The 24877-nt window shown below is 39.6% G+C and carries 22 protein-coding genes and 1 pseudogene; 8 read left to right on the forward strand and 15 right to left on the reverse strand.

The window, feature by feature from the left end:
• Positions 1 to 367: 367 nt before the first annotated feature.
• Complete coding sequence (locus tag MKY42_RS17595; RefSeq protein WP_090898887.1) at positions 368 to 895, reverse strand: DinB family protein; 528 nt, start codon at positions 893 to 895, stop codon at positions 368 to 370.
• A 515-nt stretch (positions 896 to 1410) separates the two neighbouring features.
• Here MKY42_RS17595 and MKY42_RS17600 point away from each other — a divergent pair.
• The 5 genes from MKY42_RS17600 (at position 1411) to MKY42_RS17620 (ending at position 5196) form a co-directional block, all read left to right on the forward strand.
• Complete coding sequence (locus MKY42_RS17600; RefSeq protein WP_339843626.1) at positions 1411 to 1902, forward strand: phosphatase PAP2 family protein; 492 nt, start codon at positions 1411 to 1413, stop codon at positions 1900 to 1902.
• A 314-nt stretch (positions 1903 to 2216) separates the two neighbouring features.
• Positions 2217 to 2720: a DedA family protein gene (locus MKY42_RS17605; protein WP_339843628.1), complete on the forward strand. Its 504-nt coding sequence runs from the start codon at positions 2217 to 2219 to the stop codon at positions 2718 to 2720.
• A 45-nt stretch (positions 2721 to 2765) separates the two neighbouring features.
• A complete protein-coding gene (locus MKY42_RS17610; protein WP_339843630.1) occupies positions 2766 to 3332 on the forward strand; it encodes a methyltransferase domain-containing protein in 567 nt (188 codons plus the stop codon).
• 90 nt (positions 3333 to 3422) lie between these two features.
• Positions 3423 to 4103, forward strand: coding sequence for a response regulator transcription factor (locus tag MKY42_RS17615; protein WP_339843632.1), 681 nt, complete (start codon positions 3423 to 3425; stop codon positions 4101 to 4103).
• 61 nt (positions 4104 to 4164) lie between these two features.
• Positions 4165 to 5196 carry a HAMP domain-containing sensor histidine kinase gene (locus MKY42_RS17620; protein WP_339852970.1) on the forward strand — a complete coding sequence of 344 codons (1032 nt, stop codon included), beginning with the start codon at positions 4165 to 4167 and terminating at the stop codon, positions 5194 to 5196.
• Between the two features lie 360 nt (positions 5197 to 5556).
• Here the strand turns inward: MKY42_RS17620 and MKY42_RS17625 are convergent, their stop codons facing one another.
• From MKY42_RS17625 to MKY42_RS17635, 3 genes are all read right to left on the reverse strand, one after another.
• On the reverse strand, positions 5557 to 5802 hold the full coding sequence (locus MKY42_RS17625; protein WP_090898905.1) for a hypothetical protein: 246 nt from the start codon (positions 5800 to 5802) through the stop codon (positions 5557 to 5559).
• Positions 5803 to 5904: 102 nt separating this feature from the next.
• Complete coding sequence (locus tag MKY42_RS17630) at positions 5905 to 6066, reverse strand: hypothetical protein (protein ID WP_339843636.1); 162 nt, start codon at positions 6064 to 6066, stop codon at positions 5905 to 5907.
• A 700-nt stretch (positions 6067 to 6766) separates the two neighbouring features.
• Positions 6767 to 6898 (reverse strand): hypothetical protein, encoded by a 132-nt coding sequence (locus MKY42_RS17635; protein ID WP_339843639.1) that lies wholly within the window; start codon positions 6896 to 6898, stop codon positions 6767 to 6769.
• A gap of 345 nt (positions 6899 to 7243) precedes the next feature.
• Between MKY42_RS17635 and MKY42_RS17640 the strand changes: the two are divergent.
• Positions 7244 to 7968: pseudogene (locus MKY42_RS17640) on the forward strand (NAD(P)-dependent oxidoreductase).
• 156 nt (positions 7969 to 8124) lie between these two features.
• On the opposite strand, the gene MKY42_RS17645 reads toward MKY42_RS17640, so the two are convergent.
• Positions 8125 to 8574 carry a MerR family transcriptional regulator gene (locus tag MKY42_RS17645; RefSeq protein ID WP_090898911.1) on the reverse strand — a complete coding sequence of 150 codons (450 nt, stop codon included), beginning with the start codon at positions 8572 to 8574 and terminating at the stop codon, positions 8125 to 8127.
• A gap of 173 nt (positions 8575 to 8747) precedes the next feature.
• Between MKY42_RS17645 and MKY42_RS17650 the strand changes: the two genes are divergently transcribed.
• Positions 8748 to 9599 carry an aldo/keto reductase gene (locus tag MKY42_RS17650; protein ID WP_339843640.1) on the forward strand — a complete coding sequence of 284 codons (852 nt, stop codon included), beginning with the start codon at positions 8748 to 8750 and terminating at the stop codon, positions 9597 to 9599.
• Between the two features lie 383 nt (positions 9600 to 9982).
• Here MKY42_RS17650 and MKY42_RS17655 read toward each other — a convergent pair whose 3' ends face one another.
• The 10 genes from MKY42_RS17655 to MKY42_RS17700 all read right to left on the reverse strand — a co-directional run bounded on the left by MKY42_RS17655 (position 9983) and on the right by MKY42_RS17700 (position 22638).
• Entirely contained in the window at positions 9983 to 11914 is a 1932-nt protein-coding gene (locus MKY42_RS17655) for a fructose-1,6-bisphosphatase (RefSeq protein WP_090898918.1), read from the reverse strand.
• A gap of 285 nt (positions 11915 to 12199) precedes the next feature.
• The gene (locus tag MKY42_RS17660; RefSeq protein WP_090898921.1) at positions 12200 to 12931 is read right to left on the reverse strand and encodes a hypothetical protein; all 732 of its coding nucleotides are present in this window, start codon (positions 12929 to 12931) and stop codon (positions 12200 to 12202) included.
• Positions 12932 to 13435: 504 nt separating this feature from the next.
• The gene (locus tag MKY42_RS17665) at positions 13436 to 13738 is read right to left on the reverse strand and encodes an immunity 53 family protein (RefSeq protein WP_256222085.1); all 303 of its coding nucleotides are present in this window, start codon (positions 13736 to 13738) and stop codon (positions 13436 to 13438) included.
• Between the two features lie 467 nt (positions 13739 to 14205).
• Positions 14206 to 14841 (reverse strand): phosphotransferase, encoded by a 636-nt coding sequence (locus MKY42_RS17670; RefSeq protein ID WP_143067028.1) that lies wholly within the window; start codon positions 14839 to 14841, stop codon positions 14206 to 14208.
• 556 nt (positions 14842 to 15397) lie between these two features.
• A complete protein-coding gene (locus MKY42_RS17675) occupies positions 15398 to 16492 on the reverse strand; it encodes a Ger(x)C family spore germination C-terminal domain-containing protein (protein WP_339843643.1) in 1095 nt (364 codons plus the stop codon).
• 2 nt (positions 16493 to 16494) lie between these two features.
• Positions 16495 to 17634, reverse strand: coding sequence for a GerAB/ArcD/ProY family transporter (locus MKY42_RS17680; RefSeq protein WP_339843644.1), 1140 nt, complete (start codon positions 17632 to 17634; stop codon positions 16495 to 16497).
• Complete coding sequence (locus MKY42_RS17685) at positions 17607 to 19067, reverse strand: spore germination protein (RefSeq protein WP_090898936.1); 1461 nt, start codon at positions 19065 to 19067, stop codon at positions 17607 to 17609. The genes MKY42_RS17680 and MKY42_RS17685 overlap by 28 nt, the downstream gene beginning before the upstream one ends.
• A 462-nt stretch (positions 19068 to 19529) precedes the next feature.
• Positions 19530 to 19844 carry a hypothetical protein gene (locus MKY42_RS17690; RefSeq protein ID WP_179264557.1) on the reverse strand — a complete coding sequence of 105 codons (315 nt, stop codon included), beginning with the start codon at positions 19842 to 19844 and terminating at the stop codon, positions 19530 to 19532.
• Between the two features lie 273 nt (positions 19845 to 20117).
• Positions 20118 to 20666 carry a hypothetical protein gene (locus MKY42_RS17695; RefSeq protein ID WP_090898942.1) on the reverse strand — a complete coding sequence of 183 codons (549 nt, stop codon included), beginning with the start codon at positions 20664 to 20666 and terminating at the stop codon, positions 20118 to 20120.
• Positions 20667 to 21672: 1006 nt separating this feature from the next.
• Positions 21673 to 22638 (reverse strand): DMT family transporter, encoded by a 966-nt coding sequence (locus MKY42_RS17700; RefSeq protein WP_339843650.1) that lies wholly within the window; start codon positions 22636 to 22638, stop codon positions 21673 to 21675.
• Positions 22639 to 22851: 213 nt separating this feature from the next.
• Between MKY42_RS17700 and MKY42_RS17705 the strand changes: the two genes are divergently transcribed.
• A complete protein-coding gene (locus MKY42_RS17705; RefSeq protein ID WP_177185730.1) occupies positions 22852 to 24714 on the forward strand; it encodes an ABC transporter substrate-binding protein in 1863 nt (620 codons plus the stop codon).
• Positions 24715 to 24877 lie beyond the last annotated feature (163 nt).

The following is a 24877-nucleotide window of genomic DNA, read 5'->3' on the forward strand; positions in this document are numbered from 1 at the left end:
ATCATCAAATTGTTGTATAGTTGAACAGCATGCTGTTAGATTTATGCTAACATGAACCTTTTGAATGTTTTAAGTACCACTATATGCATTTTTTTGCATACCAATTTTTGAGATTCTCATAAATCTGCCGAAGGGAGTTTCATCTTTCTTTATTAAGGCAAACGGAACAATCCTTGAACCGGACGTATTTGCTAGCAAATCAGTTATTGTCCTTAGCTTGGACACGATCGTGTAACGGTAAAATAAAAAGTCGCTACATTAGCGACTTTAATCAGAGTATGTTGTCCACGGCTGATTTCTCAATGTGAATCTTATCCTTCATCACTTCAACAAAGTGGAAAGTTCGTACTTTGGTTGCTCAAGAAAATCAATTCCTTTTCAAAATGCCCAGATATGCACTCCAAGGTCCAACATCAGTTCTGTATCTCTCTGCCATCACCCTAACAATTTGCGCCATATGCGTAAAATCATGAACGACCCATGCAGAGAGCAGCTCCTTCAACTTAACGATGCCGAATTCCGGATGTAGGCCAGTCTTTTCAAGATAGGAAGTTGATTGAAGGAACTCCTTTAGCTTGGAGAGGTTCTTCATTCTGATGCTGCCGAACTCTTGCAGGGCCTCTTCAACGGTTCTTTTAGAAATGTTCTTCAAGTGGGAGAAGCGGTCAAATGCAGGAAACAGATGGTTTTCCCCTTCGAATAAAATGGATTCCACTCGCGGAATCCAGTTATGCTTCTCTGCTTCAATGAAGTGTTCAACCACTTCGTGTGTATTCCAGGTTCCTTCACCTTCATTGCTTTGCAGCCATCCTTCAGACAGACCAGATAAGAAACGTTCCAGAGTTTGCGGCGTGCGCTCCAAAATTTCAATAGCTTCATTTAAATGAAAATTAATTTCAATGCACCTCTCTGTCCTAAATAATACATTCCATCATTTCTTACTGCTCCACATACCTTTATGCTTTACAGGCTTCTCGAACGGAGACCTACAAAACAGCTCAATGGCATCCTGGTGGAGATGCTTCTATTAGATTCTTTCTTTAGCATTTGCCCTTGTTCCTTCTTGTCATCAGAATAATCGGTAAAGTTTTTTTAGAAATTATCTCTGCGCTATCGGTCAATTTCGGTAGCTGCAATGCTTTTTCCGCTCCTTTTCGAGACAAACTTCACTCCATATTCAGAATTTCTTTAGAAAATTCCTTTCAAGTTCTTCAGAGTTTATCTCTACTATGGATACGTTAATAAATCCGTATAGGAGTTGAGCATTTGAAGCTTTCTAATCATTCATACACTAAATCAGCATGGCTTTCACTGATTTGGCTTTCAGCAGTTCCAATATTAAATATTTTCTACGGTGTATTAAATCGGCCTGGTGATCATGTCAATAGTCTTGCAACAAGTCTGGACCACATGATCCCTTTTGTCCCATCCTTTATCATCCTATATGTATTATGGTACCCGTTCATTACAGGTGCATTAATAGCACTTGCATTCAAGGACAAGAGAACCTACTTTCAAACGTTAATCGCACTTTGCAGCGGTCTGGTGATCTCGTACATTTTCTTCGCTCTGTTCCAGACAGCGATTGATCGGCCGGATATACGGAATGAAAAAGGCTTTATCTACACTATGGTCAGTTACATCTACAGTCAAGATCAACCATACAACTGTTTTCCAAGTATTCATGTGCTCACCAGTTACCTGATTCTTAGAGGAACGCGTGTATTTAGACGAGCCATATGGGCGATGACTTCCACCCTTTCCATTCTTATTATGGTATCAACCGTGCTCGTGAAACAACATGTAGCGGCAGATATTGCGGGTGGTATTCTGGTCGGAGAGCTTTGTTTCCGGTTGGCGGGCATTGCCCGCATTTCGATCTCATCTCATAAAATGGAGTGATATGAACATTGACAATTCATTTACCATGGCTGCTCCGAAAAAATAGTATTCGTATGAATATTATCATCAGTTTTGGTTTCAGTTTATTAGTTGACTTCTTCGTGACCTTTATGTTCACATTAGACATTTGATTACCGCTCCTGAATATATGCACCTCATCAAGTCTTTCCAGTAAATTGGAAAGACTTTTTTGTCTTCAGCGTAGTTGTTTGGCTTTACTTATGTATTCTTTAGATTTTCTTCAGATTTATGCTCATTAATTCCTTAGTTTTTTTCATTATGATTTCTATATCAACAAGAGAGGAGGCAAAACAATGATCAGTAATACGATCTTAGAGCTGCTTCACCAGTATGGATATCTGATTTTTTATTTTGCCTTCTCATTAGGGCCTTTCGGCATTCCAATTCCGAATGAGATCACAATTATCAGTGGTGCCATTTTAAGTCACACGGGAGTTATCCATTCGTGGATCACATACTTCTGTATTTTGTCAGGCCTATTAACGGCCATCACCTTTGCTTATTTTGCAGGAAAGTTATTTGGAACCAAGATAAAACACCGATTTCAACATCATAAACACTTCATTAAGGCTGAACTGATTCTGAATAAGAGTGGCAAATGGGCGATGTGCATCGGTATGTTCATTCCAATTGTGCGATATGTTCTCCCTTTGCTTATTGGAATGAGCGGCGTGCAGTATCGGAAATTTGCCCTCATCTCATATTCCAGTGCTTTGTTATGGACCATAACGTATTTTACAGCGGGCATCTACTTTGGCGGTCCCATTCTATCCACGCTTCAATTATTACATTTCTAATTAATTTTGCTAACATACCATCACATATATGGAGGAACGACAAACATGAATTCCAATGAACCCATTTTATTTCTGAAAAGCTTTCTTCAAAGCCCTAAACATGTTGGCAGCATCATTCCCAGTTCCCGGTTTCTCGCCAACAAAATGGTGAATCAAGCCTCTTGGCTAGAGGCAAAAGCAGTCGCCGAGCTTGGATCGGGTACAGGTCCTATCACTCGTTATATTCAGCAACAGGTGCAGGACTCCACCAAAGTCCTATTGTTTGAGATGAACGACACCATGAGGAATAATCTGCAGATAGCATATCCGGAATTCTCTTGTTATCCAGACGCCGCTCGATTGGTAGAATCCATGAATCAAGAGAGCGTTCAGCAATTGGATTACATTTTTAGCGGACTGCCCTTCTTCAACTTTGAGCCTGAATTAAGAAATACCTTGGTAGAGCAGATCCATAAGGCACTCAAACCTGGAGGATTATTCATCGCCTTTCAATATTCACTTCAAATGAAAAAAACATTATCTGAACACTTTATCATCGAAAAAATAGAATTAGTGCCTTTGAATATCCCTCCTGCGTTCGTTTATGTCTGTCGCAAAAAGGAAACAATTTAAACATTCCTGGCTATCGTTTACACTGATGTTATCCTCTTTATAAGAAATTAAATTTTTAAGTAGAACAGAGCAAAAAAGGAGTGTTGAATTATGAATACCATACTTGTTGTTGATGATGAACCTGATATCCGTGATGTCATTCATGTCTATTTACGTAATGAAGGATATCAGGTCATTGAAGCAGCCAATGGTGAAGAAGCGCTAAATATTATCAAAACAACATCGGTCCAACTCGTAATACTGGATGTCATGATGCCTATTATGGATGGAATCAAAGCCTGCTTCAAAATAAGAGAAGTATCATCCACTCCGATTATTATGTTATCCGCCAAGGAAGAAGACATAGATAAAATCACAGGCCTGACTACCGGGGCTGACGATTACATGGTCAAACCGTTTAATCCGCTAGAATTACTGGCTCGCGTTAAAGCTCAGTTACGACGTCAAACACTGATTGGCAAAGCTGAATTCAATTCACTTATCCTGATCAAGGACCTTGTCATTGATACAAGTAAACATTCCGTGAAGCTCAAAGAAAATGACATTTCGCTTACACCACTGGAGTTTTCTATTTTGGTGTTGCTTGCCAGCCATCCTGGACAAGTATTTAGCTCCGAGAAGATTTACGAAACCGTATGGAAAGAACCTTACGGGTATTCAGATAATACGGTGATGGTTCATATTCGTAACCTGCGAGAAAAGCTGGAAGTGAATCCACGAGAACCTCAGTATATTAAAACGGTATGGGGAGTGGGTTATAAAATTGATTAAACGATCTAACGCTTCTCATCGAACTCGAAAGAAGAAAATTCAGGTTAACATTTTGATCCGAATCATTTTGAGTACCATTGCTGCAGCTGGCTTCAATAATATGCTCATTTACCTATCTATAGATGTTTTCAAAGCCTGGGAGCAAGCCTGGTTCCGCAATTCGCTTCCGTATGTTATTGCTCCAATTTTCATATTAACTTTTATCTTAACCTTTCTATTTTTAACACGTCGAATGGTTAAAGATATCATTCACTTGGAGCAAGGGCTTCAATTCATTTCGGAGGGCAATCTGGACTACCGTGTACCCGTCAATCGACAAGATGAACTTGGACGCGTCGCTTCCAATATCAATCATATGACTGAACAGTTGCAGATGCAGATCATTAAGGAGCGTGAGCTGGAGAAATCCAAGATGGACATGATTACGGGTATCTCTCATGACCTGCGCACACCGCTTACCAGTATCATCGGCTATATTGAGCTTCTTAGAACAGAATCATTTCAAGACAAAGCAGAGTATGACCGCTTCATTCAGAACACCTATAACAAAGCAACGCATCTAAAGAAGCTGCTCGATGATCTATTTGAATACACGCGTCTAACCTCAGTAGATACCCAATTGGATTTAAAAAAGGTTGACCTATATCAGCTATTAGACCAGTTGTTGTTTGAATTTGAACCTTTAGCTCAGGAGAATGGTATCCATATCGAGAAAGAGATCGGCAATGCCCCCATTATGGCCTGCGTGGATAGTGATAAGATTGCTCGGGCTATCGATAATCTTCTCATGAACGCTCTGAAGTATTCCTTTAAACCTGGTGAGATTCACATTCGAATGAGTATGCACCATGAGCACATTACCATTGAAGTCGAAAATAAAAGTGCGCCGCTCACAATGGAGCAAAAAGACAAACTGTTTGATCGTTTTTATAAGGTGGATTATTCAAGAAGCAGCGAAGGCATTCAAACGGGTTCAGGTCTGGGTCTTTCGATAGCAAAAAATATTGCGGAGCTACATCAAGGTACCTTGACGCTTCAACATACGCATAACGTATTTACGTTCCAGTTAAACTTGCCTTCCAACGTCAAGTGATATTTACCTTAACTCGTCCCTTCATCTTTCAGAGCTCGATTGGAACATGTCAATGAATACCACGAAATGAAAGAAAACTTAGCAAACTCAGCAACAGTGTTTTTGTTTGAAAGAGACAAAAACATGAGGAATCATCTTAGGGTGGAATATCCTGATTTCATGTTCCATTCCAATGCATCCTATTTATTGAAAAGAATGAATCAAGAGCGTGTCCATCAGCTTGATTGCATTATTTGCGGATTACCGTTTTTTAATTTTTCAAGGGAAATGAGAGAATATATCCTTTCTCAGATCACTACGGTATTAAAGCCTGGAGGCGTGTTAGTCTTATATCAGCACTCCCTTTATATGAAGAAAAAATTATGTTTGATAGGGCTGCCCTTTTGCAAGATGGCGAAAATGTGATGTAACAGTTTGTTTGCGCAAGCGATCACGTCCACCTTGGTAGGGCTTGTCCTCTTTTCTTTTTTTTCTCGTAGTACGAACAGATCCTTGCAGGATGCTTTTTACGAGTTCGACTTCTGGCAGGCTTGCCGCCATCTCCTCTCCATTTGCTTTCAACCTCGTCCAGTTGTCCCAATCATTGTCACCAATGGCCATCTGCATCAATACATAATGATAATGAAAAAACCTCAGCTAGGTTAACCAAGCTGAAGTTTTCTTTAGTTACCAACACTGTTGGAGTGTTCTAATTCCCTTAAATTTGCATCAGGCGCTTTGAATACCTTTAATCACTTCAACCTTTTTATCTCCTGCTGTCTTCGCTACCTCTAACGTTGTTTTACCTTGGATAGCGACGATCACGCTAGTAGTCAGCATAGAAACGATTAAAGCTGTGCTGAGAACTGCGGAAAGTTTCTTCTTGATCATAACCCATACCTCCCATATTTATTTACAGGTGTCCATTACCCAACACGATGTTCCGCTTTTAGTAACTTAGACTTCATAAATCAATTACAGTATTTCACTTTTTTGTTGGGTAATTTGCTTGGTATTTGTATTATAACGTACTGACAAAGATTGTAAAAGAGTTTTTTCAGAACTGCTAAACAAGAACCTAAATTTAGATTTATGCTTAATATACTTCTAAATCTTAACAGAAAGTGCTGCTTCGCATGCTGACGGTAAAATGGATAGCGCATCAGCGGCTTATCACAATGGCAGAATAGAGCCTTACAAATCTGGCTGCCTACTGTCAGATTTAGCATGGCCATAATGAGTAAAGGTGAGAATCTTTCAATTGAATCTAGTGAAAGATGATCTTTGAAAATGATTACCAATAGAGATAGGAGTATGCCTATGATCAGAATAGCCAATAAACGTCTGTGGAACGGTGCACGGAGGAGAGCGGTATGCCCGGTAACGAAAATTTCGTGTAATTGCTCGTATTCCTTTTTTTCGAATGTGCGCTGCTCGTTGACATGAAGGTTAGACGAGGAAGGTCTGCTAAGATCATGATCTGTTGACTGAGCCATTCTCTGTTGAAGATCAGCAATCCATATTTCTGGATTTAACAATGGATCAGCAGGGTTTGTTACTGCGCGCACTGCAGATGTGAAATCCGTATGTTTTAGTAAAACATACCCACAGCGCCTGTTAATTCCGATAAATCGTCTAAGGTCATGTTTTTTTCTTTTCTGTACTTTTTCAATTCACCGCCAATTTGTAATACAATTTGTTTTGATTCATCGATTTCATCCATTTGAAATTCACCTCAACAAAAAAACTATATAGCTAGTATATTGTTTATCTAGACTCTTCCATACTTCCCTAACGTTCTTATCAAGGGATGCGAAAATGCTTGGCAACGTATAAAACAACTGATCGATTTCTTGCGATTAAATTAGATATTCTTCTAATCAAAAATCGAATTATGTTCTAGTCCATTCCGGTTCAATAGAACGTGATAAGATTATCTTGATAAAATTGAATTAAAAGGATAAAATGACGAGCATCAAACGGGTTTTATTCTAAGAATGGTATCGGTTATGAAAGGTGTTTTCCACAAGACTGGAACGTCGTAATTGTCCCGCCCGGAGAAGAAATGATGCATCATATTGAAGATTGCCAGGTAATCATTCCTGAACATATTAAAGTGGATCACAGCCTGCTTTCAAACGCCAAAAAATTAAAATTGATACTGACGGGTGCAGGATTTGATAACGTGGATGTCCCTGCCTGTACACAGCTCGGCATTTGGGTGGCCAATGCTGCAGGAGTGAATGCCCAGGCAGTGGCCGAACACGTAATGGCGTTGATATTTTCTTACTATAAAAACATACCTTTTCTTGATACTTTCATGAAAAACAAGATGGATGAAAATCAATTGGACTATACAAGCAGTGAATTAAAAGGCAAAACGATTGGGATTATTGGTTTGGGCGCTATCGGAAAAAAAGTAGCTGCGTTTTGCAAGGTTTTTGATATGAATGTGCTGGCGTATGCGAGACATCGGACATAGTCAGTGTACATGTACCCTTGAATCAGCAAACCAAACAGCTGATCAACAAAACGGCATTCAAAAAAATGAAGAATACCTCTCTTTTTATCAATACAGCCCGCGGCGGCATTGTCAACGAAAGAGACTTGATTGATGCATTAAAAAACAGGGATATTTCAGGCGCATGCCTGGATGTTTTTGAATCTGAACCGCTTCCTATTGATAGTGAGCTCCGGAATCTGGGTAATGTGATCTTACTCCCCATACAGCAGGAATGCCTGATGGTCGGAATTATCATAAAACAAGATATGATTTCTTTATCAAGAATATAAAACGTGTAGAAAATGGTGAGGAGCCTGAAAGCAAGCTCAATCAGTTATGATGTTTTGATGCAATGAAAATTGATCGTCCCCTACTCCCTTACCTTCAATGATACCAATCTCAGCAGCTTTTTAATTTCGTTAGCTGTCTATCCACCCTTTTATATTTTAGACCTCACCAGCAGAGGAAGCATAAAATACGTCTCCATGCATGTGTTTAATTCTATCCCAGTTTGCGGGATTGGTTGTGTCTAGGGATCGGTTCTCCATTATTGCTTGATATAGAGCAGTTTTTTCTTCCAAATGAGCTAAGTGCTGTTTGGCTTCTTCAAACTTGGCAAGAGCTGCTTCCCTATGCTCCATCATAAGTGTGTAACGTTGTGGAATCGTTGAATCTCCTTCGAGACAGAAATCAACATATATCTTAATGATTTCGATCGGCATCCCGGATTGTTTGAGACATTTAATCCCATGTAACCAGTTGATTGATTCTTCGTCAAACATTCGAATATTATTCTGATTGCGCTGTACACTTGGCACCAAGCCTTTATCTGTATAAAAGCGAATAGCATGCTCGGTAAGTCCTGTTATCTGCGCGGCTTCTTTGACGGTGTGCATGAGAAGACCTCCTTGAAAAAATAAATTGCGAAGTATGCTTGCCTTCGTGTAACACGAAGGTGATAGGTTTATTGTAATGCAACTATACCATTAAGGGAAAGCCCTGTGGAGGTGCCCAAATTTTGAATCTAAGGGCTGTTGCATACTACATTTAAACATTAGGAGGAATTACAATGCAAACCGTAACATTAAACAATGGTGTGAAAATGCCGATGATCGGCTTTGGTGTTTACCAAGTTCCAGATGCTGAAGCATGCGAGAATGCAGTATATGAGGCGCTGATGGCAGGTTATCGGTTGATTGACACTGCATCCGGTTATTTGAATGAGGAAGCGGTTGGACGTGCGATTAAGCGCAGTGGCGTGCCACGTGAGGAGCTGTTCATCACGACCAAACTCTGGGTTCAGGATGCCAGTTACGAGAGTGCTAAGCTGGCTTTCACCAAATCCTTGAGTAAGCTACAGTTAGATTATCTCGATTTATATCTAATTCACCAGCCGTTTGGCGATTACTACGGCGCTTGGCGTGCAATGGAAGAACTGTATAGTGAAGGTAAAATCAAGGCGATCGGTGTCAGTAACTTCCTGCCCGACCGTCTGATGGACCTTATCGTGCACAATGAAATTGTGCCAGCTGTTAACCAGGTCGAAACGCACCCGTTCTATCAGCAAACCGAGAGCGCTACCTTTATGAAAGAACAAGGAGTTCAACATCAGTCATGGGCTCCGTTCGCTGAAGGGCTTAATAACATGTTTGGCAACGAAGTGCTGACATCGATTGCCGTAAAACACAGTAAGTCTGTCGCACAGGTCGTGTTGCGTTGGCTTGTTCAGCGTGGAATCGTTGTAATTCCAAAATCAGTGAATAAAGAGCGGATCGTCGAAAATTTCAACATATTCGATTTTGAGTTGAGTACCGAAGATATTGAACAAATTTCGGCGCTGGATACACGGGAGAGTCTTTTCTTATCGTACCGCGATCCAGAAGTCGCCAAAATGATGGGTAACTGGAAAATTGATCTGTAAACCTGAATAAAACCTCATATTACGTGTGGTGAACTAGAAGCTGGTCTAACGGAGAGCGAACTTTGGGAAGGTGCTATAATCATCTTCTTATCGATTAACGTCATAATAAAAGAAAGGGTTTCAGTGCTTAAAGCTTCTATTCGATGACGTGCTCGTTGCGATACACCACACCTATATTGCCAGTTGGAGGCCTATAGCAGCGAGCTTAACTGGTGACTTTTCTGGCTTCAGCCAACCTTCACTATGCCCTGCTTTGTGTCAAATCACTCTATAAAAAAGAAAAGGCTCGCAAGGCAGGGTATGATGATTTCCCTGCCCAATACGAGCGTTTACGTCAAATACACTCAAACGGTTGATCCGGGTGTGTACTTTTAGCAATCGTTTCATTTCATGTAGCGATATTCTAATAGATCCTTCAAGTTTGAGATTTTCCGCAGCAGCTTCTCCCCGACATTGGTTTCCCTCACCAGCTTCCGCTCCAGTTCTTTGTCCACCAATCTTTTTAGAGATAACACGTCCGTTCCGTTACATAACACATCTTCTTTTGAATTAAATTTCTGATGGGCGACGAGCTGCATGCCAAAGGAATTGTACAACAAGGTATATCCGGCAATGCCCGTTGTGGACTGATAGGCTTTGGAAAAACCGCCGTCAATCACGATCATTTTTCCGTTTGCTTTAACAGGACTCTCTCCACGACTTTCTTTGACTGGCGTGTGACCGTTAATGACATGTCCGTGATCTGGATTCAAATCAAACTCCTGCAAAATTTTTCGAGTGATCTCTTCATTTTCACGTAAATGGTAGTAAGGGTTCTTTCTCTCCTTATGTGCTTCTTTATCTTGGATAAAATACCGTTCAAAAGTGGTCATTTCTCTCTTTCCAAAGAGCGAGGAACATTCCCCTGTCCAGATGTACCATACCATATCCGTCGCCAGATCTTCTGTCTCTTCCGGATGGGCAAAGGCGTAACGTAAGTGATCTTCAAAAACATCGAGCAACTGACGGCCCGCATACGTCTTGTCTTCAATCTGCATTTCTTCCATATTTCCTTCTTCATCCAAAGGAATACAGCCATGGATTAACAAATTCCCGTTGTATTTTAAATAAAGGCTGCCCTTTTTCATAAGAAAGTTCATATGTCTGGCCAGCTTTTCGGAATGCTGAACGGAGAACAGCAGCTTTTCCATCACCTGGCGTTCTTCCTCCAGCAATTGTTCAGGCTTCTGCGGATTTACGGTTGCGAAACAGGTGTTTTCCAGCAGGTATGTTTTGCCGCAGATGTTGATTTCATTTTTGTCGTAATCAACCTGCTCCAGCAAAAGTCTTTCAGACATATTAAAGTATGGGCGTCTCTTGATAATCGGGATTTCAAGTTTAAACTGGATCATGGCAATGGCTTGATGAATTTTGGTGATCTGCAGAATTTCCTGCTCCGATAGGTTATGACCAGCCTGTAGCTTAGGTCTGAACGATAGATTGTCCTCATAGTATTTCTCCGCCAAGTTTAGCAGTGGGCGAAGATTGATTCCGTATACATCTTCGATGATATCCAGATTGTCGTATCTGGCGCAGATCCGGATAATATTCGCAAGGCAGACCAGAGAACCTGCGTAGGCGCCTATCCAGAGCACATCATGGTTCCCCCACTGAATGTCTACAGAATGGTAGTTGATTAACGTATCCATAATTTTATCGGGGTCCGGCCCCCGATCATAAATATCGCCAACCACATGAAGATGGTCAACCACCAGGCGCTGGGTCGTATAAGCAAGGCCGATTATGAGATTGTCCGCCTGGCCCAAAGATATAATTTGCCGATATATTTCCTCGTAATAAGGATCTTTATTGTTGGTCGAATCCGTCTTGTATAGAAGCTCTTCTACAATATATACATACTGCTCCGGCAGAGCTTTACGCAATTTCGAGCGTGTATACTTGGAAGAGGCGTAAGAAATAAGCTTAAGCATGTGTTCAATCGTTTGTCTGTACCACTGGTTCAGAGCCTGTTTATTGCTCAGCTCCCCTATGACCAGCTTTATTTTTTCTTCCGGATAATAGACCAACGCCGCAAAATCATTGATTTCTTGATCCGTCCAAACCTTCCGGAATAACTCTTTGATTTTCTCTTTTACCGTACCTGAACCGTTTCTTAGTACATGCTGAAAAGCCTGAAACTCCCCATGCAAATCACTGACAAAATGCTCAGTTCCCTTCGGCAGATTGGAGATCGCTTCGAGGTTGATGATCTCTGTTATGATTTTTTCTTCCGTATCATATTTCTCGGCCAGTAGATCTAAAAATTGCTCATCCAAAACAGATGTCCCCCTTCAAGGAAGTTATGTGGTATTGATTTTATAGGGAATTTCCAAGGGAAATCCTTTTGAACAATAGCTAAGAAGAAAAGCATTAGGTTTTTGGTAACTCTTTACTGTATGGTTAACAATAAAAATAAAATTATTTATTATATGGTGATGATCAGCATTGCCTTCCCCATCATACTCCAGTTCCTCATATATGAACAAATTTCATTGAATGGATTTACTTCAATAGGAATAAGTTCTTGTCCCGCGACACCTCTCTTTCTAATGACAAAATAATTAATGCTCTAGGGTTGCCAAAAACTTTCCAGTGCCTTTTTTATTAATCAAAGCAACTTCAAAATCAGATACCCATTTAAGGTCGCCTAAATGTCTAGCATAAGCGAATTCATCTGGTTGCTCTGAAATGACCTTCTCTAAAAGTACTTGAGTACCATCTCGTTGTAAAATAGATATAAATATATCCATGCTTTCTACATTATGATGGCATATGACTTCAGCATAGTACTTCTTATTAGGGCTCTTGATGTTTTTCTTCCAAGTCCATTCATTAACATAACCTAACTGCTCTATTTGCAAAGCGATATCTTGAAATGGTTTAATGTCCCAATTGTTACTTAGAGCAAGTTTTTCTATCCCATCCATTAGCAGTCGAAGCGTAGTCTTTTTTTTCTCCAACTCACTTTTTGCATCGAAGTCATTCAAACTACATTGGATTGGCACCGAACACACACCTGAATCGTTAACAATCCTTTCGTCCGAAATGTTTTCTACACATTCTATTAGGACTTTCCAACAATCTTTCGTTTTGTACTTCCCAAATAAACGTTCATACATCGCTGTAATACAGCGAGTTTCCAATCTGAATGAACGTCTCTTCCATTTCCAATTCAACTCATAATCTAATTTTGTTGCTTCGTGGTACTCACATTTTTGTTTTTTTATTATAGATTCAATATTTTCATCATCAACAATATATGGTATATCTAAATCAAATTCTTTTAGATACATTTTGATCCTCTCCTTATATGACTCCCATTGGCGTGATTTTTGGTGTTTACCTATTGAATTGCCCTTATCCCATAGTTTCTGCGCATTTGCGCTGATTTAAGCATGCAATAAAAACCCCCGTTGATTCTAAGATAATATCAACAGGGGTTTAAAAATCAAGATTGTTTTATTTGTTTACATGAAATGGCCTTTTGATTAATTTCAGTCAAAACACGTCACTCACAATGATATTTCCCCATAAACTTTTTAATGTTTTACCATTAATCTTAACTTGATTTAATAGTTGTTCAACTGATTCGTACATAACTTGTGCTTCTTCATTTTCCTTAATACAGTAACAACCACTTACATTATAACTGATTAAGAAATGAGTATCATTCAAGATAAATTCTATTTCATGTCCGAGATTTAAATCTTCGGTGAATTCGTTGTAACTATACACCTTGTGTCTCCCTTCACTATCTCCAAGGACCTTTCAATGTCTCATCTTCGGTTACTGCATAATTAACTTCTTTCCAAACTCAAAACCCAAGTTTTAAAGGAATCTAGTATCTCTTCTAAATTTGTTGCTCCCCCTGCACCGTGAAACACTCCATCTCTCACAATACAATAGAACCAATCTTCTTCATTTCTCTCTTCTTCAATTGACTCAAACGGTACGTCTTCTAAATAAGTATCTGTCAAGTCGATTTCGACAGACCAACCGGGATTATCCACAGTATCAATTTTCACACCGTATGAATGCTCCCAATCACCATTACAGTTTTCAAGATACCAGTTCTGAAACCATTTTAATGTGTTCATCATACTTACCTCTTATTCGGAATTTCTTCAAGTATAGCTGGTCTATCTCGGATACATTCTTAATTTCCTCTACAGGTCATTTTGAACTATCGTTTCCCGTTAGTGAAATGTGATGCTCCCAGGTTAATAAATACTATTATAAATGTTTTTTTAATTCTTGAACAAAATCAATCGGCAGCATAGGGTCATCAGAAGCGGCTACTCGTTGAAGCTCTTTTAACCAGTTCATTGATTCTTCATTTAAATTTGACACATTGTATTTTCCTTCAGATATCCTTTCATAAAATGGCGGAAAAACAATTTATAATATTCCGTTTTATTTTCAAATTCCTTAAACGGATAAGAAAGTGCATAATACAATGTAATCCCAATATCGTTTACGAAATACGTATAACCGCAATCATCAAAATCGAACAAATAAATGTCTCCGTTATGCAGATAAAAATTACTTTGATGAAAATCAGTGTGAGTCAAACCGTATGTATCTTTGGACTTGGGCAGAGAATTAAGCTTGTTAATCTTTCTTTTAGAATTGAAATCATTACATCATCAGGTCGCAGGTATTTCTCCGCCTTTAATTGAACTTCTTGGTCCCAGGTCTGTCGTTTAAACGCCGGATTGCTCCATTTATAACCCTTAGTGGCATGATGGATTTTCCCCAGAAATTCGCCCCATTTTTCGTAAAGCGATTCATTCCAATCTGCATCCGACACTTCTTTCCCAAGAGCCATTTCGTATGAAATGGCTAGGAACGAACCATTTTCTGCAGCAATTTCTTCGGCCATATTACCCCTGGTCGATGGAACAGCATTTGAAACTGCCAGTCCTTTATTGGACAAAAAATTTAAAAATTCAATTTCACCCCGTATATTATTTCTTGATCTTCTAATTGTATGTGAGATTTTTAAGATGAAAAATGCATTGTTTTTCTGGTATTCATAAACAAAGCTTTCATACCCCCCTAATAAACGAACAGTGTCATTATTAATGTCATATCGCTTTGTTGCTTCGGTAAGAATCTCTTCAGTAAATTGCTTCTGCAAGGGCGATCGAGATAATTGATAGTATACTTGATTTCTCGTATCATCTTCTATCCCTTCTTTCATTTATAATTTAAGTAGCTTCATAATTCTTTCAATCGTAAATTTTGACGACCATCTAATCGATCCATTCGTGAATGCTTAAAACATATCATATAAAATTCCACTTATTTCCCTGATATCCTGCCCGTTCGTTTAATGAAAACAGCAGCTGATTTTCTGATCAGCTGCTGTTTGTCGCATTCTCCAATTGGATCGTGAATTGGCTTATCCGAAAGTGAACCAGAGCATTGAGGTTTTAATGTTATTTAGAGTTACATCTTATATGGGAAAAAGTGATTTTTTTAATTTTTAATATCATATGGACGAATGTGTTATTTTGTTTCGATTAAAATCTCTTTATTCTCACATGACGTATAAATCAGTGTTTGGACTCCATAATTCATCGAAGTATCAATAAAAAGTATCAGCAAAGAGCATGCAAGCTCCCACTTCGGCTGTCTCAGTCCCTTCGTAGCAGTAGATAACCCTGTATCTAGCGTATTGACACAAGAGTCATCCATTTTTTTGCAAACAAAAACCGCTTATATCAAGCGGCTCGGAATGATTGTCTTGTTTTGAATCACGACAGCCGTTCAACATTAATTAAAGGCTGTATTTTGATGTCGAAGTCAACATTAATTTTCATATTTCCCCAATATTTCAACCATTGCTCTTCCGTTAGTTCTTTAGAAAACGGCTTAAGTGAATGTGTTCCGACCTCTAAGGGATCCACTTTCAACCGTTGCATACTTTTTAATAATTCTGACGTTTGTTCCTCAAGGTATACCTCAATCTCATGAATTAAATGTTCCAATGGTTCCTCGCTTTGAATATTCTTTTCTCCCTGGTATTCCTCAATTCTTCCTTTCAATCCTACATGTAAAGACAAGGATGAATAGTCACTCGATAGTTTCATGCGAATATTGGATCGAACACGTCCTAAACTGATAGATAACTTTGGAATGGCCAAAACTTTCAAGAAATGATCGTTATCCAGAAGTTGAAAAATTTCATCGCTTACGTCTTGAGTGACCATTACTTCTTTATCATTTCGGAAGAAGGCCGTTCCTACGTAATTGAAATTGTTCTTATCCGCATGAAAAACCGGCACGATCGGATCCTTAAGAGGGGAATATAACATCTTCATAAATTGATGAATATTGACAATGCTCATTTCACCTTGGTTATGCTCCTCGTAATGCTTTAACATCCGATAAAGAAAATAATCTTGGTTTTCTTGCTTCGTCAATTGATTTTTTATGTATTCATCAAAATCGCCTCTGACAATCAATAAATAGACACGCATTGAAATATCGGGATCAACCAATATCGTATTGATCAGCTTTTCAATGCCACCTTCTTTTGCCAGTTCCTCATTGATTAATAACATTCGCAGCTGTCCCTGCTTCAATTCTCGATAATAAATTAAATTAAACTCCTTGCCTCCCTGCTTTAACAGATCAACTTCCTTGGAGAGAAATTGTTTTTTTTCTTTGATGAGTGGTGGTACTAAAGTGCTGATTTTAAACTTTCCTTCCGTCCCCTTGTCAATCGACCAGAAAACTACCGGAGCGATCTCTTCGATCATATTGTTCTCGACATATGGAGAAGAGCAACCGACTATCCACATAAGGCTTACAATCGCCAATAAACCATAATGCTTGTATGGTATCATGCCTACATACTCTCCTTTCGTTTAACCACAGTGAAAAGGATCGTAGGAACAAGTAAATAAATGATTGCGCCGAGCCAAATTTGAATGTTCAGTAACATCTTTTGACCCGGAACCGTTTGCCATAACCATTGATCCATTATGATGATACTTATCAAAATGACGAACCAACTCGACAATAATCCGATCCGAGTTGTGCGTGCATTCATTTTTTTCATAAAGACTCTTCCTGCTCCATAAAAACACAACAGAAGAATTGAAATGTCAAATACATAATTAAACATGTGGAAAGAGATAAGTATGTAATCGATTCGTTCTAAACCGCTCGTTTGAATGTATCTTCCCATATATACTACCGGAAAATTGATCTTGTTTAAGAAGTTCGAACCGTAAAACAATACCGTAGCAATGAATAATAATGAATATTCGATAATCGTCAGCATGTTTCCAATGACAAGATATTTCGATATTTTTTGATTGGAGCTTAACCATGGAACCATAAAGACCAAATATACTGGACCGGAAAATGCCGACCAAATAAACAACAAACCCTGCCATGATTGTCCAGACCATTCGGTGGGTATTAGAGGATATAAATCGCGGTAATTTGCAATCGGCGGAAAGAAAAAAGGTATAAACATGATTAAGATCCAAGCCCCACAAAAAAAGGCGATGACGACAAACCGCAATGTTTTCTCCATTCCATGTGAAGCCACAAATAAGCTGATCGAAAGAATAAAAAAGATCAGCCACTTTTTATTCATTGATGGATAAATAAAATTATGGAGCATTTCAACGTAACCCAGTGTTATGATTGAGATTTTTAACAATATGATCAAAAAACCAAATATTGCGAAAACTTGAACTGTCCGTTTCCCAAAAAGCTGTACAATTCCTTGATAGCCTCTCTTTGCATAACTGGAAGTAAACCATTTGCACAGCATCATCAAATTAAGTTGGGACAGTAACCCCAAGGCGACAATTCCCCAAACCATATACGAATGAACCAAATAAACCGGCATGATTAAAATAAAGTAATGCATTTGCGTGCGATTGACCAATAAAAGGAAATGGATGCCGCCAAGGGTGAAAGTTTGATTGAATAAGGATAAAGTCTTCATTTCTTCATCTTCTCCTGTCGCCATTTCTGTAGTGGTTTTAGATTATTCGGACGCGTTTTCATCCAAATCAAAGGTCCGCGAATAAAGAGGTCAATCCAATCCTTTCCATAAAAAGGAGAAAGCGGCGCTAAATAAGGTTGACCTAATGACGTTAATGCATGGATATGTGCAAGAATCCCGATCAGCCCGATCACGATTCCCGGCAACCCAAGAAACGATGCAAGGATAAGAAGAAGCACTTGCAACAGAACCATGGATTTTGTCATTTGATAATTGGGAACTAAAAAGAAAGCAATAGCGGATATACCCATCAAAACAATTAATACTTTACTTGCAAAGCCTGCTTCTACAGCTGCTTGTCCAATGACAATACCACCAATAACCCCTAAAGTTTGACTGGTTTTGGTCGGCATTCGCAAACTTGCTTCTTTGATGATTTCCAGCGTTACGATCATGAAAATTCCTTCCACAAACGGAGTAAAGGGCAATTTGCTTCTCGATTCCAATAATACGAAGAGAATCGGTAGTGGAACCATTTGGTAATGAAATGTCGTTAACGCAACATAAAAAGGAATCATCGTCAAAGAAATAATAAAACTTCCATACCTCATTAAACGTAAAAAACTGGCTACCGGCCAACGAAGGAAGTAGTCTTCTGGCGATTGAAATAGATGAAATAATGTAATGGGACAAATTAAGGCAAACGGTGAATTGGAGACTAATAGAGTCAGCTTACCCTCACCTAAGGCGTACGCACAGGCATCCGGCCGATCCGTTTGTAGAAACTGCGGAAAGACTGTATGGTTATGATCTTCAATAAAAGCTGCAAGCTGTGCGGAGTCTAAAAACTGATCGAAATCCACACTTTCAATTTTCTCTCTTGCAAGGGAAACAAATTCCGGATTAATTATTCCGTCTATGTACATTAACACAACCTTCGTTTTACTTAGTGATCCGATAGTGAAGCTTTCCGTTTTTAATGTCGTTATAGGCAAACGCCTGCGCAACATTGTAATGTTTTTATCGATTTGTTCGCTGAAGCTGTCTTTCGCTCCATATATAACAGTTTCCGTTTGGGAAGGTTCAACTGCCCGACCAAGAGGATTTTCCAATTGTACGCCTAGCCATTGATCGTTGACTGAATCGTATAGAAGAATAAATCCTTGCATTATTTTTTGCCCAGCATCTTCAATCGATATAACTTCAGAAACTTTGGAATTGATTATGCATGATGAAACCGAATGGCCAGCAGATCGCTGAAGTGGCTGAAGAATCGCCTCGTTTAAACGCTCTTGATCAATTAACGTTTTTATAAATAAAAGATGGACTGAAGCACCGGTACCTATTCTGTGCTCAATGATTTCGGCATCATCCATATGGTTTAATTTCTGTTTTAAATCATCAAGCCATGTAGACATTTGATGATTTTTCATTTGAGGGTCGTGTTTTTCAACCATGGTCTTCTCCTTTATTAAAGTAATCAAAACCATCATATGGTTGTTATCTTACCCTGCAACTAGAAAATCATACGACCGGCAATTTGTATTTTAAACCGTACAACGTTCGAGAATGAGGTAGAAATCTGGATCAGGATTCTTTGTTCGGTGAGAATGCATGTGGTACAAAATGATTCACGCTCCTCACCACAAGCTTACAATTATTGGAATTTTGAAATACATTGAAAATCTTAATTATTATTCGCTCTTGTTCATGAATACGGAAAATCGACCGAGCTATGACATTGCCAGCTACGCAGGACCAGCAATATCGGGAACAACATGCTGCCAGATTAATGGAATGATGGCATTAAGGTACCCTTTGCATCTATCACCGGCTTCCTCTCGGGAGCAAAAAACAAAAAGACAGGCATCAACTGATACCTGTCCTATCTCAATTTCGTCAGAATTTCTGTATTACCCTTAAATAAAGGGCCTACGGTCCAGTACTTTATTCAAGATTCGGTCACTGATTACCTGTTCGGGAAGCACGGATTGAACAAGTGCCAAGGCACATACAGCACCGCATAAACTATGCAAATCTCCATAAGGTTCTTCCTCAGCGGATTTACACAAAATGAACTGAATAAATTGTTCGGAGACCTGGTTAATCATCGCCGCTGCCTCATCCCCTCGATGCTCTGTTTGCTCCTTAGCACTGATGAAAGTATACAGCCAGTCCAGTTGATTGAAGGTAAACTCCAGCTCCGACAAAGGCAATTGTTGACTATTAAACATATCCAGACAGGTATTGATTAATTGTTCAGGGTAACGGACTTTTCAGGTTGACGTTTCCCATGAGCATTAGCCAATAATCTCAATATCGCGAAACAGGTCATTATAATATAGTTTCCACTTTGAATTAACTGAATCCGGGAATACTCCTTTTATTCCGAACTTCAAATTAATCAGTTGTAGTTAGACAAGAGTGCATGGACTGCACCCCCATGGTTGGTCTCTGTCATACCATGGGGGTGCAGTCCAGCGTCGCTGCTTCTTTTTTTGATGTCTTCAGGGAACAAAAACCTCCGGGTAATCCTTTCGCCAAGCGCCGATGCATCCAACTAAACAGGCAGTATAACAAGTCATTGCACTGCCGTCCTCGTTCGTTTCATACTCAATGGCGACATTGATACCGGATTCGCGCCATGCCAGAAACGGACCGGTGCCCCCGAGCCAATCCCCTTCTTCATACAATGCAGGTTGACCGTATTCACGAATCAACTCATCTGGCGTTGAATTCATTGTCATTCCTGCAGGAAGCTGTCCCGGAAACGGGGTATGGATTCGGTCATCCGAGCCAGGAGCTAGAAAATGGACGGCCCCGATCATCCATTCATCCGTGTTCAGATCGTCACGTCCAGTCAGTTCATGAAGTTTCGGGGAGCGATAAACGTCAAGGCGGATAGATGACTTTACAGACCAAATAATGTCGTCACTAAAATAACCGCTCGCCTTCGGTATACGTTTGACACCGAAGGATTGCAATACTTGTTGAACACGCCTGGAATCGTAAGGCTGACCCAGCATGGCAATGAGGTGTTCAGACGGTTCTTTCATGATTAGTGGCACACCTTTCCCTTTGCTCAAGCACATCCAGCTTTGGGTACATCATTGTGCACAAAGCAACTTTTTTAGCATAATCATCAACATATTTCGTGCTCAGATTACCTTTTTCCTGCCATAAAAAAAGAAAACCTTTATCACAAAATATCGATTAGAATAAATAACAGGAGCAATGTTGCTAATAAAGAACTCCCTAAACAAATCAGCACAATCTATGATCTCGGCGTTTCCTCGCCCTTTGATCCAAAAATCATATTCACTATCTCTCCATTTCTTTGCTAAAGTGTTTATTGATGGGTTCATAGTTCTAGTTGATATACTTCCGATCAATTTTGACCATAAACCAGCCTTCAGAGTTTCAGTAAATCACTTGTACCGCTAAAATAGCAACTTTAATGGGAGCCTTTTTATGTCTCTCGACACTTATTTAATGGGGGTAGTCATTCATGAAGTCGAAATTTCCCCGCGCCCCACAAATACCACTTCTCGAGCTCCTGATTCTCCCCGCTCATCTCCAGAATATCCGGGTCCAGGCATCGTAGGCACGTTGCGTTAATATACTGTTAGTTGAATAAACACAACTACAGTTTAAGTACAATCTTCCCCTTTGTTCGTCCGCTTTCCATATGTCTATGAGCCTCTATGATCTGCTCTAAAGGATAGCACTTCTCAATAAAAGATTTTATTTTGTAATCCTCCATCAGTTGACTTAAAAAGTCCATGTCTACATTTTTCGGCATAAAAGTTAGTACATTCTGACGAGGACAAACGTATTCCGCATGAGATCCGAAACAACTTCCAATAACATGATCACCAACCTTATAGTTAAATGTATTAATCAAAGCATTTCGTACCTTAAGCATCATCCTATCGTCTTTCTTAATGGATGGCAGTTTTATATCCCTTATCTCCAGAACATCAGGTAAACCATAAGATTTGCAATCCTGTTTTTATATATATTTAAGATTCGAACTTTTTAACTGTTTAAAACCTAAGAAAATTACTGAGTAGGTCTTTTTAAATGAGAGTATATTTGCACGAATACTACAGCCAATCCTACCATTAGTATTCCCAAGACCTCAATAACCGATAAATTACGATGTAAGATGAGAACATCCAATACAGCTACCTCCAATAACATCAAATTGTTGATTAGACTATTTTCATAGGCTCGCAAGTGCTTTTGAGTCCAAGTCCATAAGGAGAATGCAAATGAACCATTAATAATCCCCAGCCAAAGTATGATACCAACAAGTGGCCAAGAGATGCTTGGTAAACCTTCAAAAATGAGTCCGATTATTAACATCCCAAAGGCACCAATCGCCATGGGCATGAGAACTAGATCACCCAGATTCGCTTTTTCGTTTTTAAGTAAGTGCCTCGTTAATGCCAGATGGATAGCATATCCAGCACAAGAAGCGAGTATTAGAACAATTCCACTAAAGTGGCTTCCCCCAAAATCCCAAGGGAAATAGAAAACGACAACTCCAGTCATTGCTACCAATATGCCTAAAAAAGATGAGCGACCACGTAACTCTCTGAGCCAAAAAACATCTAGTATAATTAAAGCGGCAGTGTTACCAACTGAAAGTACCATGCTCGTTTGTGTTGGGGTGACCAGCATTTGCCCCGCGTATTGCAGTCCCTGTGCCATCATATATCCAGTTACTCCAAGAACAACGATATAATATGGTTGTAATTTGATACGGCCTCTTTTCTTTTGAAGATCCACTTCTGGTGCTATATTTTTTCGATTTACCAAAATCAACCTAATGAGTACCAAAGTGATTGTAGAAACGGCGTATCGTAATCCAGCTAAAGTAAAAGGTCCAATAGTATGTTGAAACGCTATCTTATTTAAGATGTAGGATGTCGACCACAGCAAGGTGACCAAAACGGCCGCACCAATAGCGAGAAAATAATGATCTTTAACTGCACCTATACGACCTGAGTCTTCGTTAGTCAACACAGCCACCTCTTTCTTCGTGAACAGTGAACCATTCTCTGATACACTCCTTTGCCTTTATTAAAGCTGGCCGATGATGATCATGGCTTCATTTCCATAACATTCTCCTTCCTATTTAGCTGCACTTATGGTTCGTATGTTATGATTGTAGTTAAAATAAGGGAAATAAAAAGAGTATAGTTTCAAATTTTAAACTTCCCCTTTTATTTGGAGGTGAATCTTCTGCAGTTATCTGAACATTTCTTCAATCTCAAAAAATTGTTTAGCACGCTCGAAGCACAGATTTCACACAAGACGACATTACAGGAGTTGGGCACAGTATGGAACTGCACACCACGTAATGTAAAGTGGATCATCCGTCGTTTATGTACGGCTGGGTGGATTGCATGGTCTCCAGGACGCGGACGAGGTAATCGCTCAACGCTGACTATATTAACTTCGGAAGCGGAAGTAGTGCTCGCACTTGCCCAGGAGGCAACGATTAAAGGAAGGTTTCATGATGGAATACGATTACTTGAGAACCACCACGTGGACGATGTAATACGTGGCAGATTTGTACAGTGGCTAGAGGGACAGTATGGTTACCGCGTAGATAAGAATGAACATTATCAATTAGACACGCTGCGTCTTCCCTTTTATCGAAGTATGACTAATTTAGATCCGGCTTTTACACTTCGGCGTACGGAGTGGCATATGGCCCGGCAACTCTTTGATACGCTTCTTATCAAGAATGATGACAATAACGAAATCCTTCCTCATTTGGCTTATTACTGGGAAACCGATAATACTGAGAGTACATGGACTTTTTACATACGTAAAGGGATACTCTTTCATGATAATACCGAACTCCATGCGAAGGATGTTGTCTATACTCTTGAACGATTAACTTCAACAAAATTTGGGCGAACAGAATGGACTGAGCTTCCAATAGATAAAATCAGGGCCATAGGCCCATACTGTGTTAAAATTAGTCTAAGACGACCTTATCACCTTCTTCCACAACTGCTTGCTTCTCCACGTGCTTCAATCCTCCCCCTCTCTTCGGCCAAACGTTCACCTGGGGAATTTGCACGTCTTCCCATTGGAAGTGGCCCGTTCCGAGTGGTAGAAAACGATGACTCCCAAATTGTTCTTGAAGCCTTTCCTGCTTATTTTTCGGGACGAGCTCAGCTGGATCGGGTTGAACTGTGGATCTTACCGGAAACCCGTTATCGTTCATTGCCGCTAAGGGAATTAGCTGGGGACACGCTTCCCTATATTCATCCATTTCAACTCCACCCACGAAACAATCAACCTCCTGACATTGAAAGAATAGAAACAGGATGCACTTATATGACATTTCAACTAAACAAGCCAGGACCTCTAGAATCTGACGATTTTCGACATTGGCTTAGTCTTGTAGCCAATCCACATCGCATGAATGCAGATCTCAATAATCATACCTATAGCCCTGCTTATAGTTTTTTTCCTGATTGGAGCATCATCTCTGAACAAATGTTAAAGCATGACTATCTGAATTATGGTCCCAGCTACTTAAAATCAGAACCAAATTTTCTAGAAGGACCACCCGTTCATCCACAACAAACACTATCAATTCTGACCTATCATATATTGGGTGATTCCTTGGAACGAAACGCTCGCTGGTTTAGCGAGCAATGCGCTATATATGGAGTGAAAATTAACGTAGAAGTTCGAGATTACGAAGAGTTTATTCGTCCAGAGATTATCGATGCTGCCGATCTTGTATTAGCTAACGCTGTTGTTGATGATAATTCGGTTATTTCTTTTTTACGTCTTATGTTTGACGATCGTCACGTCGTACGTAGGCACCTATCCCCGGAGGTTTATGAGCATCTAAACATTAGATTGCATAAGATCGAAAACGAGCCAGAAGCAAACAAACGAATTCTAATGACCCAAGAAACAGAACAATGGCTTAGAGATAAACGGGCTGTATTCTTTTTGTACCATCTAAACCAGTCCACTTACTACGATAAACGTTTAATAGGAATGCAGACAAACGCTTATGGCTGGGCAGATTTTTATAGACTTGCGTTACGACCGTCCTTTGATTGAGAAAACTTTTAATCTGAACAAGTTCTCTCGCAGTCGCGATAGGAGCTTGTTCAATTAAAGAAAATAGTCTCAGGACTAGGAACTGCCCTATAGACTTGATGACCATCTGTCTGGTCGTCATCGCTATTTCAATACCTTGACCTTTCGAGATCAGTGAACCGGG

It is taken from the genome of Paenibacillus sp. FSL W7-1088, assembly GCF_037969855.1.
In the GTDB taxonomy this organism is placed as follows: domain Bacteria; phylum Bacillota; class Bacilli; order Paenibacillales; family Paenibacillaceae; genus Paenibacillus.